Annotated in this window: 16 protein-coding genes; 6 read left to right on the top strand and 10 right to left on the bottom strand. The window is 73.0% G+C overall.

Annotated features, from left to right (window positions below; genetic code table 11):
- Window positions 1-170: 170 nt before the first annotated feature.
- The 3 genes from RCO28_RS20025 to RCO28_RS20015 all read right to left on the bottom strand — a co-directional run bounded on the left by RCO28_RS20025 (window position 171) and on the right by RCO28_RS20015 (window position 4,289).
- A complete protein-coding gene (locus RCO28_RS20025; protein WP_308942523.1) occupies window positions 171-866 on the bottom strand; it encodes a response regulator transcription factor in 696 nt (231 codons plus the stop codon).
- Entirely contained in the window at window positions 863-2,551 is a 1,689-nt protein-coding gene (locus RCO28_RS20020; RefSeq protein ID WP_308942522.1) for a histidine kinase, read from the bottom strand. Before RCO28_RS20020 ends, RCO28_RS20025 begins: the two co-directional genes overlap by 4 nt.
- 316 nt (window positions 2,552-2,867) lie before the next feature.
- Window positions 2,868-4,289, bottom strand: a complete 1,422-nt coding sequence (locus RCO28_RS20015) for an FAD-dependent oxidoreductase (protein WP_308942521.1) — start codon at window positions 4,287-4,289, stop codon at window positions 2,868-2,870.
- Between the two features lie 105 nt (window positions 4,290-4,394).
- On the opposite strand from RCO28_RS20015, the gene RCO28_RS20010 reads away from it, so the two are divergent.
- Both RCO28_RS20010 and RCO28_RS20005 read left to right on the top strand, forming a co-directional pair.
- The gene (locus tag RCO28_RS20010; RefSeq protein ID WP_308942636.1) at window positions 4,395-5,321 is read left to right on the top strand and encodes an aminoglycoside phosphotransferase family protein; all 927 of its coding nucleotides are present in this window, start codon (window positions 4,395-4,397) and stop codon (window positions 5,319-5,321) included.
- 35 nt (window positions 5,322-5,356) lie between these two features.
- Window positions 5,357-5,830, top strand: coding sequence for a GNAT family N-acetyltransferase (locus RCO28_RS20005; protein WP_308942520.1), 474 nt, complete (start codon window positions 5,357-5,359; stop codon window positions 5,828-5,830).
- Between the two features lie 25 nt (window positions 5,831-5,855).
- Here RCO28_RS20005 and RCO28_RS20000 read toward each other — a convergent pair whose 3' ends face one another.
- Genes RCO28_RS20000 through RCO28_RS19990 form a run of 3 tightly spaced genes read right to left on the bottom strand, consistent with a single transcriptional unit; the run spans window position 5,856 to window position 6,594 of the window.
- Window positions 5,856-6,173, bottom strand: a complete 318-nt coding sequence (locus RCO28_RS20000) for a hypothetical protein (RefSeq protein ID WP_308942519.1) — start codon at window positions 6,171-6,173, stop codon at window positions 5,856-5,858.
- Window positions 6,158-6,379 (bottom strand): hypothetical protein, encoded by a 222-nt coding sequence (locus RCO28_RS19995; protein WP_308942518.1) that lies wholly within the window; start codon window positions 6,377-6,379, stop codon window positions 6,158-6,160. The genes RCO28_RS20000 and RCO28_RS19995 overlap by 16 nt, the downstream gene beginning before the upstream one ends.
- The gene (locus RCO28_RS19990; RefSeq protein WP_308942517.1) at window positions 6,376-6,594 is read right to left on the bottom strand and encodes a hypothetical protein; all 219 of its coding nucleotides are present in this window, start codon (window positions 6,592-6,594) and stop codon (window positions 6,376-6,378) included. The genes RCO28_RS19995 and RCO28_RS19990 overlap by 4 nt, the downstream gene beginning before the upstream one ends.
- Before the next feature lie 117 nt (window positions 6,595-6,711).
- On the opposite strand from RCO28_RS19990, the gene RCO28_RS19985 reads away from it, so the two are divergent.
- From RCO28_RS19985 to RCO28_RS19975, 3 genes are read left to right on the top strand one after another with little or no spacing between them, the layout of a single operon-like run.
- Complete coding sequence (locus tag RCO28_RS19985) at window positions 6,712-7,542, top strand: helix-turn-helix transcriptional regulator (protein ID WP_308942516.1); 831 nt, start codon at window positions 6,712-6,714, stop codon at window positions 7,540-7,542.
- The gene (locus RCO28_RS19980) at window positions 7,539-7,748 is read left to right on the top strand and encodes a DUF397 domain-containing protein (RefSeq protein WP_308942515.1); all 210 of its coding nucleotides are present in this window, start codon (window positions 7,539-7,541) and stop codon (window positions 7,746-7,748) included. The genes RCO28_RS19985 and RCO28_RS19980 overlap by 4 nt, the downstream gene beginning before the upstream one ends.
- Entirely contained in the window at window positions 7,749-7,955 is a 207-nt protein-coding gene (locus RCO28_RS19975; protein WP_308942514.1) for a DUF397 domain-containing protein, read from the top strand.
- A gap of 3 nt (window positions 7,956-7,958) precedes the next feature.
- Here RCO28_RS19975 and RCO28_RS19970 read toward each other — a convergent pair whose 3' ends face one another.
- The 4 genes from RCO28_RS19970 to RCO28_RS19955 form a co-directional block, all read right to left on the bottom strand.
- Window positions 7,959-9,200, bottom strand: a complete 1,242-nt coding sequence (locus RCO28_RS19970; protein WP_308942513.1) for a GNAT family N-acetyltransferase — start codon at window positions 9,198-9,200, stop codon at window positions 7,959-7,961.
- A 10-nt stretch (window positions 9,201-9,210) separates the two neighbouring features.
- On the bottom strand, window positions 9,211-10,719 hold the full coding sequence (locus tag RCO28_RS19965) for an MFS transporter (protein ID WP_308942512.1): 1,509 nt from the start codon (window positions 10,717-10,719) through the stop codon (window positions 9,211-9,213).
- 149 nt (window positions 10,720-10,868) lie between these two features.
- The gene (locus tag RCO28_RS19960; RefSeq protein ID WP_308942511.1) at window positions 10,869-11,873 is read right to left on the bottom strand and encodes a zinc-binding dehydrogenase; all 1,005 of its coding nucleotides are present in this window, start codon (window positions 11,871-11,873) and stop codon (window positions 10,869-10,871) included.
- Between the two features lie 84 nt (window positions 11,874-11,957).
- On the bottom strand, window positions 11,958-13,124 hold the full coding sequence (locus RCO28_RS19955) for an FAD-dependent oxidoreductase (RefSeq protein WP_308942510.1): 1,167 nt from the start codon (window positions 13,122-13,124) through the stop codon (window positions 11,958-11,960).
- Between the two features lie 107 nt (window positions 13,125-13,231).
- Between RCO28_RS19955 and RCO28_RS19950 the strand changes: the two genes are divergently transcribed.
- Window positions 13,232-13,915 (top strand): pentapeptide repeat-containing protein, encoded by a 684-nt coding sequence (locus RCO28_RS19950; RefSeq protein ID WP_308942509.1) that lies wholly within the window; start codon window positions 13,232-13,234, stop codon window positions 13,913-13,915.
- The last annotated feature ends 102 nt before the right edge of the window (window positions 13,916-14,017 follow it).

Below are 14,017 nucleotides of genomic sequence, written 5' to 3'. Positions count from 1 at the left end.
TCGGCGCGCGCCGCGGCCGTTCCGTAGGTCTCAGGGCGTGAATACGGGCCCTGCCGGAAGTCGGGCGGAAGGAGGAGGGGTAGTCCTCGGGACGGACTCGGGGTCTTACTTGTGGCAGAGGCCGGAACTTGGGTGAACCCCAAGTGGGCTTTTTGGTGGGGGAGTTGGCGTCAGTCGACGAGGCCCGCCCGGTGGGCCAGGACCGCTGCCTGCACGCGGCTCCCGCAGCCCGTCTTCTCCAGGATCGACCCCACGTGGGTCTTCACCGTGCCCACCCCGATGCCGAGCAGCCGGCCGATCTCCAGGTTGGCGAGGCCGCGTCCGAGCATCACGAGGACCTCGCGCTCGCGGTCGGTGAGGTTTTTCAGGCGTCCGCCCTGGTCGTCGGTTCCGGGCCGGGTGCCGCCCTGCAGCATCCGGCGGATGACGGTGCCGGTGACGCCGGGCGAGAGGACCGCGTCACCGGCCGCCGCCGCGCGGACCGCGTTGATGAGCTCCTGCGGGCCCACGTCCTTGAGCAGGAAGCCGGTGGCGCCGGCGTGCAGGGCGCGCGTCACGTTGTCCTCGTCGCCGAACGTGGTGAGCATGACGACGCGCGGCGCCGGGTCCAGGGCGAGCAGCGGCTCGATCGCCGCGAGCCCGTCCCTCACCGGCATACGGACGTCCACCAGGGCGACGTCCGGCCGGAGTTCGGCCGCGAGCCGCACGGCCTCGTCGCCGTTCGCCGCCTCCCCGACGACGTCGATGCCGTCCGCGTGCCGCAGGATCAGGCGTACGCCGTGCCGGATCATCTCCTCGTCGTCGGCGAGGAGCAGGCGGACGGTGTTCACGGGGCCGGGGGCGGGGCCGGGGGCGGTGTCGGTCATGGCTGCTGCTCCTGGAGGTCGGTGGGCGCGGTGGGCGCGGTGGGCGCGGTGGGCGACGGAGTGTCCGTCGGCTCGGTGACCAGCGGCACCGTGAACCGGTCGATGGCCGTGAGCGTGTCGTCGGTGAAGCAGTAGCGGACGAGCTCCATCTCGCCCTCCTCGCGGTGCTTCGGATCGTTGCCCGTGAACGGATACATGCAGCTGGTCGCCGACTTCGGCCGGGGCGGTTCGCGTCCGAAGGCCGCCGCGCGGGCCTCGTCGCCCTCGCCGTACAGGGCGTTTTGCACCTCGGCGCGGCTCATGCCGAGACGGGGCTCCTGTGGGGGCTCGTAGTTCTGGCCGGGCCTGGCCTGGTCGACGAGGACCATCCCGAACAGCATCATCACGCCGACGCCCGCGAGGCCGAGCAGCCCGGTCGCCGCGTCCGCGAGCCGCCGCTGCATCCCGGACAGGCTGCGCCCGGACGCCGCTTCGGGCACGTGGGCGGCCGTGGGCTCCGCCGGTGTGCCCGTCTCCGGGACCGTCTCCGGCTCGGCGGGCAGGTCCGCCGCCACCTCGAAGCCGCCGGCCGGGGTCGGGCCCGCCGCAAGGGTGCCGCCGAGCAGCGCGACCCGCTCCCGCAGGCCGGTCAGCCCGCGCCCGGTGCCGACCGGCGCGGCCGGGGGTGCGGCGCCGGTGGGCGGTACGCCGTTGCGCACCGTGATCCGCACCCGCTGCTCGTCGTGCGTGACCGTCACGTCGACGCGGGCCCCGGCGGCGTACCGGTGCACGTTGGTCAGCGACTCGCGCACCACGCGGTGCACGGCGCGGCGCACCCGGGCCTCGCGGCGGTCGAGGTCGGGTCCCGACCAGTTCAGGTCGACGAGGACGCCGCCGCCGCGCGACTCCTCGACCAGGGCCTCGATGTCGGCGCGGGTGCCGGTGGCGTCGGTGAGCGCTTCGGTGCCGGTGTCGCGCCCCAACGGGCCGAGCACGCCGAGGACTTCGCGCAGCTCCCGCATCGCGTCCCGCGTGGCGCCGCGCACCAGGGCGGCCTCGCTCTGCAGGTCGGGCGCCTGCTTCTGCAGTGCCAGCTCCAGGCCGCCCGCGTGCAGCGAGATGAGGCTGAGCCGGTGGCCGACGAGGTCGTGCATCTCGGCGGCGATCCGGGAGCGTTCGTGGATCCGGGACGCGCTGTCGGCCTGCCGCTCGGCCTCCTCGGCGGCGGCGGTCCGCTCCCGCAGCGCGAGCAGCAGCCGGTCCTGCTGGCCCGCGGCGGCGCCCACGAGCCCGGGTACGAGCACGGTCGTCGCGGCGAGGACCGCGCCGAGCGCGACGCCGAAGATGTGCGGGCCGACGTCGGTGTACGGGGCGGTGAGCCCGCAGCTGACGATCGGGAGGACCGTGCCTCCGAGCAGCAGCACGGTGCGGCGCCGGGCCACCGTCAGCTGCCGGGTCGCGGTGTACGCGGCGATGCCGGTGAGCAGCCCGACGGCGGGCAGCACCCCCATGAGCGCGGCGAGCCCGAGTCCGCTCGTCAGCGGGTATCGGCGTCGCACGACGAGCAGGGTGAGGGCGCAGAGGACGAGCAGGATGAGGAGGTTGGGGTCGAGGGCGTCGCCGAGGCCGTTCGCGACTGAGAAGGTGCCCAGGACCAGGAGTCCGCCGCAGGTGCCTTCCAGGCCGGCTCGCCAGAGGTTGCGCATCGTTCCAGTATCGGCGGCGGGGAGGGGGCCGCCGTGCCCCTTCAGGGGGAGGGGGGCTCTGTCGTTCGGCAGAGGTTCTTCTCCCCGCCCCGCCCCGCCCCTTCCCGAAAGTCCTGGCGGACGGCTCCGGGGGCTGCGCCCCCAGGCCCCCGCTCCTCTGACGGGGCCGTCATTCGGCTTGCGCGCCGTCGTGGCTGGTCGCGCAGTTCCCCGCGCCCCTTAAGAACCAGCCCCTCCGGCGATTGAGGAGCGGGGGTCCGGGGGCGGAGCCCCCGAAGCGCCGCAGGCTTTCGGGAAGGGGCGGGTAGGGGAAAAGTCAGCCGCGGCCCGAGACCCGGTCCGCCCAGCCCGCCAGCCGGTCCGTCGCGGCGGACGTGGTCGGGAGGGACGCCTCCCGCCGGTCCGCCGTGCGATACGCCGCGTACAGGGACTGCACCCCCAGCCACCGCAATGGCTCCGGCTCCCACTTGCGGACCTTGTGGTTCACCCAGGGAAGCTCCGTGAGCTCGGTAGAAGCGCCCTGGCCGGAGTCCTGGCGGACCAGGTCGCGCAGCGTGCGCGCCGCGAGGTTGGCCGTGGCGACGCCCGAGCCGACATAGCCGCCCGCCCAGCCGAGGCCCGTGGAGCGGTCCAGGGTGACCGTGGCGCACCAGTCGCGGGGCACGCCGAGGACGCCCGACCAGGCGTGGTCGATCCGGGTGCGGGCCAACGCCGGGAAGAAGCGGACCAGGAGCGACCGCAGCGCGTCCACCGTCGCGGGCTGCGTACGGCCGTCGTTGTCGGTGCGGGAGCCGTACCGGTACGGCACGCCGCGGCCGCCGAGCGCGATCCGGTCATCGGCGGTGCGCTGCGCGTACATGTAGGCGTGCGCCATGTCGCCGAGGGTCTCGCGGCCCTCCCAGCCGATGGTCTTCCACAGTTCGGCGGGGATCGGCTCGGTCACGACCATCGAGGAGTTCATCGGCAGCCACTCGCGCCGCAGCCCCTTGAGCGCGGCCGTGAAACCCTCCGTGCAGCGCAGCACGTAGGGGGCGCGGACCGTGCCGTACGGCGTGACCGCGTGCTTGGGCTTGATCTCGGTGACGGGCGTCGACTCGTGGATCGTGACGCCGAGCGCCTCGACGGCCGCCGCGAGCCCGGTGACCAGCTTCGCCGGGTGCAGCCGCGCCCCGTGCGGGGTCCAGGTGGAGCCGACGGCACCGGAGACCCGGATCCGCTCGGCGGTCTCGCGGGCGCCGAGCAGCAGCCGCTCCCGGTCGCCGTACGCCACCTCGTCCTCGTGGAAGGCACGGAGACGGGTCAACTGGGCCGGTGTGTAAGCGACTTCGAGAACCCCGCCCCGGTGGACGTCCGCCTCGATGGACTCCTCCTCGGCCACCCGGACGACCTCGGCGACCGTGTCGTTCATGGCCGTCTGGAGCCGGGCGGCGGCGTCCTTGCCGTGCAGCTTGGCGTACCGGTCGCGGCCCGCGATGCCGTTGTAGAGCCAGCCGCCGTTGCGCCCGGAGGCGCCGTAGCCGCAGAACTTCTGCTCCAGGACGGTGATCCGCAGGAAGGGCACGGCCTTCTTCAGGTAGTACGCGGTCCACAGGCCGGTGTAGCCGCCGCCCACGACGCAGACGTCGGCGGTGGCGTCCCCGGTGAGCGGCTCACGGGCCGCGGGCAGGCCGTGGTCGTGGAACCAGTGGGATATGTGACCGTTGAGGGTGTGGCCGTCGAGGGCGCGGGGCGCGTTCATGGCCGGGAACGTACCGGACGCGTCAAGGGGCGGCAGCCGGACCGGCAGGGCGAAAAGGGAATGAAGGGAACGATCCGCATCCCTAGGATCGGCACGGTGACCGACATGGCGGACATCCGGATCCCGGCCGAACTCACCCGCACCCAGCTCAAGTACAACGGCGAGGCGGGCCGCGCCTTCATCGAGGCGCTGCCGCGGCGCGCCGCCGACCTCCTGGACCGCTGGCAGCTGCGCGTCACGGGCCCGTCGATGTACGGGATGGCCTCCCTCGTCCTGCCGGTGCAGCGCGCCGACGGCAGCCGCGCGGCCCTCAAGCTGCAACTCCTCGACGAGGAGAGCGAGGGCGAGCCGGTCGGCCTCAGAGCGTGGGACGGCGCGGGTGTCGTGCACCTCCTCGACCACGACCCGGCCACCGGCACGCTGCTCCTCGAACGCCTCGACGAACAGCGGCACTTGTCCACCCTGGTCCAGCGGGGCGACGCCCGCGAGGCCACCCGCATCCTCGCCGGACTGCTCGCCCGCCTCACCGCCGTCGAGGCCCCGCCCGGCCTGCGCCGCCTCGGGGACATCGCGCGGGACATGCTGGACGACGTCCCCGACGCGGTGGGCTCCGCGCTGGTCGACGCCCCGGCCCGCCAGACGCTCCTGGCCTGCGCGTCCGCCGTACGGGACGTGGTGGGCGAGCCCGGCGACCGGCTCCTCCACTGGGACCTGCACTTCGACAACGTCCTGGCCGCCGACCGCGAACCCTGGCTCGCCATCGACCCCAAGCCGCTCGCCGGGGACCCGGGCTTCGACCTGATGCCGGCCCTGTTCAACGAGCTCGCCGACAGCGCGGACAGCTTCGACGCGGCGGAAGTCCTGTACCGCTTCGACCTGTTGACGGAGACCCTGTCCCTGGACCGCTCCCGAGCGGCGTCCTGGACCCTGGGCCGCGCCCTGCAGAACCTGCTGTGGAACGTGGAGGACGACGACCCGCTGGACGCGGACCAGCTCGCGATCGCGGAGCTGCTGCGGGAGGAATACCTCTGACGCCCACGGGTCGGGGCCCCGGTTAACCTGCGCGCATGATCCGCACAGCGACCCCCGAAGACGTCCCCGCGATCCTCGCGATGATCCGTGAACTCGCCGAGTACGAGAAGGCCCTGCACGAGGTCCGCGCCACCGAATCCCAACTCCACACGGCCCTCTTCGGCGACCACCCGGCGGCGTACGCGCACATCGCGGAGGACGAGTCCGGCGAGGCCGTGGGCTTCACGCTGTGGTTCCTCACGTTCTCGACATGGCGCGGCGTGCACGGGATTTACATGGAAGACCTCTACGTACGCCCCGAGGCCCGCGGCGGCGGCCACGGCAAGGCGCTGATGGCGGAACTGGCCCGCATCTGCACGTCCCGCGGCTACCAGCGCCTGGAGTGGGCGGTCCTGGACTGGAACGAGCCGAGCATCGCCTTCTACGAGTCGCTCGGCGCGCGCCCGCAGTCGGAGTGGTCGGTGTACCGGCTTACGGACGAGGCGCTGGGGCGGTTGGGGGCGTCGTAGCCCACCCCCTCCCCGGGCAGCGGGGTCAGGCCGCGGCGCGTACGGGGGTGACGAGGCTGGCGAGCGGTTCGGCGGGGTGGTCGTAGTCCACGCCCAGCTCGGCGAAGGCGGCGGCCCACACGCGTTCGCGCTGCGGCGCGGGCAGGGAGAGGGTCCACTCGTCCCGGAAGATCGCCCGTACGTCCTCCGCCGAGGGCGAGGTCCAGGGGCGGGACCAGGGGGATACGGGTTCGGGTTCGGGTAGGGCGGCACGCTGTGCGGCGAGGTGTCTCGCGCTGTGACGGCCGGGCCGCCGCCGGAGGGCTGCCGCCCAGGAGCGGGCCCGGGCTAAGAGTCGGCGCATGGGTCGCTCCCCGCACGCAGGGCGGCGGCGAGTGCCCTGGCCGTGGTGATGTTGCAGCGCCCCAACTCGACCAAGGCGAACGGTCGTTGATCGGTGTGCGCGATCAGGTCGACGTCGAGGGACGGCAGGACGATGCCGACTGCGGTGAGGGCCGCGTCCAGTTCTGCGCGGGCCTCCTCCGCCTCCTTGAGTGCTTCGGTGGTCACAGCAACTCCCCTCGGGATCGGGCGTTCGCCCGCGCGGTCGCGGTACGTAGGCGTTGTTCGGGGGTGGCGGCCCGGGTGTTCTCGGGAGCGACCTCCCACTCCCTCCCGCCGAGCGCGGGCCGCAGGAACCAGTGCGCTCCCAACTCGCCTCGGAATTCGCCGAGTTGATCGCGGACGAGGTCCAGGAGGAGGGTTCCGATGGCGGGAGTGGGCATGTGGGCTGGGCACACAATTGCTCCTCTCTGTAGTCATTCGACTACCAGAGGCTTCAGCGTGGCCTAGGGTCGGATTGTCTTCAACCTGCAGTTTCTGCACAGGGAGTTGGGCTCGCGATGGTGAACCGCAAGGAGCTGGACCCGGAGGAATCCCCGAAGGCGAGGTTCGGTCAGCGTCTTCGCACGTTGAGGGAGGAGCGGGGCTGGACGCAGGACGACTTATCGGAGCGCATGGGGTACTCCGCGACGCATATTTCGGCCATTGAAACTGGTCGACGGTCTCCAACTACGCGTTTTTCGCACAGTGCTGACAGGGCGTTGGGGACCGGTGATCAGCTTGAACGGCAGGGGCGGGCCGTGCGCAGCTCCGCGCTGCTGGAGGGGTTCCCGGAGTTCGTCAAACATGAGTCGCAGGCCGTCGAGATCCGCCTGTTCGAGCTGGGGATCATTCCTGGCCTGCTCCAGACCTTGGAGTATGCGGCCGCGATCGCACACGGCGCTGTACGGCGGGGAGCGATCACGGAGCAGCAAGCGGAGGAACGGCTCTCGCTCCTTGAGCGGCGTCAGGCATCAATAGACCGGACCCCGGCTCCGTTGGTGCACGCGGTTCTGGATGAGAGCTGTGTCCGGAGGCCGGTCGGTGGCTCCAAGGTGATGGCTGCGCAACTGGATCGCCTGTGTGAGTTCGCCGCACTGCCGAACACTGTCTTCCAGGTGGCTCCATTCGCTCTCGGCGAGCGTCGGTCCTTCGACCTGCCCGTAACGCTGGTAGCGCTGCCTGACCGGTCTCACATCTCGTACGCAGAGTCTGCGCAGCAGGGGCGTCTGGAGCGCGATATACGGTTCGTTCAGCCCCTGTTGACGGCCTACCATCAGCTGCAGGCCGAAGCCCTGTCCCAAGCGGAATCTGCGGCCATGGTCCAACAGTTTCGAAAGGACACCCCGTGACGACCGAATCCCCGCGTTGGTTCAAGTCCTCGTACAGCAGCAACGGCGGCCAGTGCGTCGAGGTCGCCACCAACCTCATCCCCTCGCACGGCCTCGTCCCCGTACGCGACTCCAAGAACCCCACCGGCCCCGCCCTGACCGTCCACGCCGACGCGTTCGCCACCTTTGTCGCGGGCGTCAAGCATGGGCAGTTGGGCGGGATCTGAATGGCGACCGAAGCCCCGCGCTGGGCAAAGTCCTCGTACAGCAGCAACGGCGGCGACTGCGTCGAGGTAGCCACCAACCTCGCCGCCACTCACCACACCGTCCCCGTGCGCGACTCCAAGAACCCCACCGGCCCCGCCCTGACCGTCCGCGTCGACGCGTTCTCGTGCTTCCTCGCGGGCGTAAAGGGCGGGCTGGGTGGGGTCTGAGCGCTAGAACCCGTCCACCGTGTGCGGTGCCCGGTCCGTGCGCAGGGCCGCAGTCAAACGTGCCGCCGCCCCCGGCGCATGCTCCGTCGCCAGGCCCGCCTGGACCAGGGACGTCGGGGTCGTACCGCCGAGGTAGCACGCCGCCAGGTCGCGGACCGCGAGGGACAGGTCCGCCGGGTCGTGCGTCGGCTCGTACGTCACGCCGCCCTCGGAGGAACAACTCAGGCGGTGCGGGCCCGAGTTGGCGGGCAGGTGGGCGTCGTGGACGTCCAGGACGACATCGACCGGGGCCGCGTACGACCTGCGGAGCAGCGCCGTGCGGACGTCGAGGAGGCGGAGCCACAGGGCCGGGAACTCGGCGGTGACGCGGACCTGGTCGCGGTCGGCGGCGAAGAGGAGCAGCGGGTCGTCGACGGGGCGGCCCCACGCGCGGACCTTGGCCGTGAGGTCGATGGAGGACAGGTACTGCCAGAGTGTGGCGGCGGCGGCCGGGGACTCCGCCTCCAGGTCGTCGACGCGGACCAGGCCGGGGGCGTCGTGGTCCCGCTTCGTGCGGTAGACCGCGTACCCGGCGAGCGGTTCGCCGAGCGCGACGACCCGCGGCGGTGAGAACGACTCGTCCTCCTCGTCCTTCTCCACCAGCCACTCCTCGGCCCACCACGCGCGCGTGCGGGCGATCCGGCCGGGGCGGTCGGCGCGGGCGCGGTCGTAGAAGTCGGCGAGCGCGGCGGGGGCGTCGGCCGGGGCGAGCAGGCGCAGCGGGCGGTCGTCGGGGGCGATGCGCAGGGCGAGCGGGCGGGTCGAGTCGATCTCCAGGGTGAGGCCGCGGGTGCCCTCGCCGAAGCCGAACCGGCCGTAGATCACGGCCTCCGACGCCCAGAGCGCGGCGATCGGCCAGTCCTGGGCGGCGCAGCGCGCGAACAGCTCGGCGAGCAGCCCGGACAGGGCGCCGCGCCTGCGGTGGGTGGGCGCCACACACGCGAACGTCACGCCGGGGCAGGGGAGTTCACCGCCCGGCACGGACAGCGTGAAGGGCAGCGCGGAGACCATGCCGACGAGCTCGTCACCGTCGTACGCGCCGACGCGGGTGCAGCCGCGCAGCAGCTCCTTGTGGTGGGCGCGCAGCTCGGCCTCGGGCTTCTCGTGGAACGCGAGATAGGCCAGGTCCAGGGCGCGGTCGAGCTCGCTCTCCGGAAGTTCCTGGAACTTCAGGGCGGGGGTGCAGGGGGTGGGACGGCTAACCATATTCCGGACACTAGTTCCCGTAGGCCGTACGAGCATCGGCATTTTCGGCCGCCGCTTCCCCGGCGGGCGGTACGAGATGGCGGGGCGCCCGCGACGTCACCATCAGGCCCGCCACGAGCCCGCCGAGCACCATGATCCCGACGGCCCACCAGATGGCCACGGTGTAGCCGTGCACCACACCCTCGGCGGTGATCCGGGCGCGCTCGGCCGGATCGCGCAGGTGGGCCGTGACGTACGCGGTGGTGGAGGTGGTGGCGAGGGTGTTGAGGAGTGCCGTGCCGATGGAGCCGCCCACCTGCTGCGAGGTGTTGACGGTCGCCGAGGTCACCCCCGCGTCCCGCGGCGCGACGCCCGCGGTGGCCGTGGCGAACACCGGCATGAACGTCAGGCCCATGCCGAGCCCGGCGAGCAGCATGCCGGGCAGGACGTGGGTGAGGTACGCGCCCTCGACGGTCAGGCCGGTCAGCAGCACCAGGCCGAGTGCGGCGAGCAGCATGCCGGGGACGATCAGGAGGCGCGGCGGCACGTGGTGCAGGAGGCGGGCGGAGATCTGCGTGGAGCCGGTGATGATCGCGGCCGTCATCGGCAGGAACGCCAGGCCCGTCTTGACCGGCGAGTACTCCAGGACGAGCTGCATGTAGTACGTCAGGAACAGGAACACGCCGAACATCCCGATGGTCGCGAACGCCATGGTCAGGAAACAGCCGGCGCGGTCGCGGTCCTTGACGACGTGCGGCGGCAGCAGCGGGCTCGGCGCCCGGGTCTGCCACCACACGAACCCGGCGAGCAGCACGACCGCCCCGGCGAACAGGCCGAGCACCATGGGGTCGGTCCAGCCCCGCGGCTGCGCCTCGCTGAACCCGTACACGAGCGCGACGAGCCCGCCGCAGCCGAGCAGCACACCCGGTACGTCGAGCCGGGCGCCGGTGTCGCCCGGCCGGTGGTCGTGCAGGACGGCGGCGGCGCCGAGCAGGGCGACGAGGGCGATGGGGACGTTGACGTACAGGCACCAGCGCCAGTCCAGGTACTCGGTGAGCAGGCCGCCCGCGAGCAGCCCGATCGCGGAGCCGCCGCCGGCCATCGCGCCGTAGATCCCGAAGGCCTTGCCGCGCTCCTTCGGGTCGGCGAACGTCGTGGTCAGCAGGGACAGCGCGGACGGGGCGAGGACGGCGGCGAAGACACCCTGGAGGGCGCGGGCCCCGAACAGCATGCCGGGCCCGCCCGCGGCGCCGCCGAGCGCGGAGGCCCCGGCGAAGCCGACCAGGCCGATGATGAACGTCCGCTTCCGCCCGACGAGGTCGGCGATCCGCCCGCCGAGCAGCAGCAGGCCGCCGAACGCCAGGGTGTACGCGGTGATCACCCACTGCCGGTTGCCGTCGGACATGCCGAGGTCGCGCTGGGCGGACGGCAGGGCGATGTTCACGATGGTCGCGTCGAGGACCACCATCAGCTGGGCGAGCGCGATGACGACGAGGGCCCACCAGCGGCGGGGGTCGGGGTCGTCTCCGGGGGAGCTCATAGATTCCAGGACAGCACGGTGGGGGTGGGTCGCGCCTGTTTTGTCCCCTACCCGCCCTTTCCCTAAAGCCTGCGGCGCTTCGGGGCTCCGCCCCGGACCCCGCTCCTCAAACGCCGGAGGGGCTCAGATTGAGCCCCGAACCGGCAAATCTACGGCTCCAGGACCACCTTCCCGACCGTCCCCCGCCCCTCCAGTGCAAGGTGGGCCGCAACCGCCTCCGCCAACGGAAACCGCTGCACGCGCGGCCGCAACCGCCCCGCCGCCGCCTCCGTGAGGGAGCGGAGTTCGAGGGTGCGGATCGGCCGTTCCCCGCCCGCCCGCTCCAGCATCGGCAGGCCGAGCGCCTCGACCGAGGTGATGCCCCGCTCGGCGAGCTCCGCCGCGTCGAGCCGGTGTTCGTCGGCCTCCGCCAGGCCCTGCGACGACCAGCCGAACACGACGTGCGTACCGCCCCGCCCGAGCAGCTCGACCGCCGCGCGCCCGGCCGCCCCGCCGACCCCGTCGAAGACGACGGTGGCCGCGCGCCCGCCGAGGTGCGCGCGGACCTTGTCGGGCCAGTCCGGCTGCCGGTAGTCGACGGCGAGGTCGGCGCCGTCCGCCTCGACCAGGGCGACCTTCCGCGGCCCGCCCGCGAGGCCGACGACGGTGGCCCCGGCGTTCTTCGCGTACTGCACGAGCAGCGTGCCGATCCCGCCCGCGGCGGCCGGGACGAGCACCACGGACTCGGGGCCGACCTCCGCGAACTGCAGGATCCCCATGGCCGTACGCCCCGTGCCGATCATGGCGACGGCGGCCGCTTCGTCGAGCCCGGCGGGGATCTCGTGCGGCCGGTCCGCGTCGACGACGGCCAGCTCGGCGTACCCTCCGGGCGCGAACCCCAGGTGCGTGACGGCCCGCTTGCCGAGCCAGGCCGGGTCGGTGCCGGGCCCGACCGCGTCGACGACGCCCGCGACCTCCCGCCCCGGAATCGTCGGCAGCTCCGGCAGCGCGGGCACCGGCCCCCGGATCCCGGAGCGGATCGCGGTGTCGAGCAGATGCACCCCGGCCGCGCGGACGGCGATCCGCAGCTGCCCGGGGCCCGGCTCGGGGTCCGGCACCTCGTCGAGTACGAGCTGCTCGGCCGGACCGAAGGCGTGGAGACGGATGGCGCGCACGGTGAACTCCTCGGTGGATACGGGGCGTTGCGGACCGCTCAAGCGTGCGACCTCAAGCAGACTTGAGGTCAAGCAGAGTTGAGGTCAAGCAGACTTGAGGTCAAGGGGCCGGGCCGCCCGCACCGCCAGCGTCGCCGCCTCCAGGGCACTCGTGAACGACACCTCCGACAGCACGCCCGGGGCCGCCACCTGGTCGCCGGCCAGGAACACCGCGTCGCCGCGGCGGACCGCGGGGCGGTCGCGCCAGGTCGTGCCGGGGTGGTCGACGGCGCCCGTGCGGCCCGCCGCGAGGGCCTCGCGGCGCCAGGTCGTACGGTCGCGCCAGCCCGGCGCGCCCAGGTCGAGGAGCCGCTCGGCCCGTGCGACGCCCGCCGCCCTGGACTCCTCGGGCGGCACCGGGAACTGGCCCTGGAACAGCGACTCCCCGGCGGGCGCGAGGCCCTGGTCCTGGGCGGTGAACCGCTCGATCCAGCCGGGCGCGTCCAGGTCGGACACGATGAAGGCGTCCCCGCGCCGGCTCCGTACGGCCAGGTCGAGCAGCGCCGTACGACCGCTCGGCCAGCGCAGCGAGTCGTCGCCGAGCAGTCGCCGCGCCGCGTCCAGGGAGGTCGCGACGATCACCGGGCCGTCCTCGGGCAGCGCGTCGAGCCGCGCGGCGGTCTCCACGCGGACGCCGAGGTTCCAGGCGTGCGCGGCCATCCGCTCGATGACGGAGCTCCAGCCGCCGCGCGGGTAGTGCGCCTCGGGCGGCAGCTTCGTGGCGCGGCGCAGGCGCTCCTGTACGAAGGCCGCGGAGAGCGAGCCCGGGTCGTGGTGGAAGACGGCCACGGCGATGTAGTGCGCCGCCGCCCGGGCCCCCTCCTCGCCCACCCGCTCGGCGGCCCAGCCGAAGAAGTCCCGGTCCACGGGCGCGTGCCGGTGCCCGCGGCCGAGCAGCCGCACCAGACCGAGCGGGGGCGTACGGCGCAGCGCACCGCGGTGGTGCAGGCGCAGCCGGGCGCCCTCCAGGGGCGGGATCGGGGCGAGTGGGCCGATCAGGTCGCGCTGCCGCAGCCAGGTCCAGTGCGGGCCGCCGTTGTAGAGGGCGTGCGGCCCCTCGTTCGTACGGTAGGGGCCGGTCTCGGTCGTACGGGCGCGGCCCCCGAGGGTGTGGTGGGCCTCGTGCAGGGTGACCTCGGCGCCGGCCTCGGCAGCGGCGATCGCCGCGGTGAGGCCGGCGAATCCGCCGCCGATGACGGTGATGCGGTGCATGTCTGCGTCTCCTCGCTGCTCGGCTTGTCGCCCGTACGACGGGTCGAGGGCGCCGGATGTGACATGCGCGGCGGGGGATTGTCAGTGCCGTCGCGCAGGATGGGCGCATGGCACCCGCAGCACGCGAACGACCCACCCCGCCGGTGAAGCCCGCCCGCCGCCCCGACCTGCACCTGCCCCCGCTCCGGCCGTACGGAGAACGGCAGTTGACCCCGGACGGGGACTACGACGGCCTGCTGTTCGACGGCACGGACCTCTCGTACGGAGAAGGGGCCGGGGCCCGGTTCCTGGACTGCTCCCTGGAGGGCTGCGCGCTCGACGAGACGGTGCTGCGGAACGCGCGCTTCATCGACGCCCGCCTGTCCGGGGTGCACGGCGTGGGGACGGACCTCTCGGGCGCCGCCCTGCGGGACGTGGAGGTGGTCGACGCCCGCCTGGGCGGGGTGCAGCTGCACGGCGCGGTTCTGGAGCGGGTCGTGATCAGCGGCGGCAAGATCGACTATCTGAACCTGCGCCGGGCGAAGTTGCGGGACGTGGTGTTCGAGGGGGTTGTGCTGGCTGAGCCGGATTTCGGTGGGGCGAGCCTGGAGCGGGTGTCGTTCGAGGGGTGCACGTTGCGGGGGGTGGATTTCACGGGGGTGCGGATGAAGGACGTGGACCTGCGGTCGGCGGCTCAGGTGGACATCGCGCGCGGTGTCGACCGCCTTGAGGGCGCGGTGATCAGCTCCGCCCAACTCATCGATCTGGCACCGGTGTTGGCGGCGGCGCTGGGCGTGCGCGTGGAGGACTGAATTATCCCCTACCCGCCCCTTCCCGAAAGTCCTGCCGGACGGGCCTCCTCAAACGCCGGAGGGGCTGAAAAATCAGCCCCTCCGGCGATTGAGGAGCGGGGG

Origin of the sequence: Streptomyces sp. LHD-70, from assembly GCF_031157275.1 — a bacterium.
In the GTDB taxonomy this organism is placed as follows: domain Bacteria; phylum Actinomycetota; class Actinomycetes; order Streptomycetales; family Streptomycetaceae; genus Streptomyces.
Note: the sequence above shows the minus strand (reverse complement) of the source record. Positions and strands in the feature narration are given on the sequence as shown.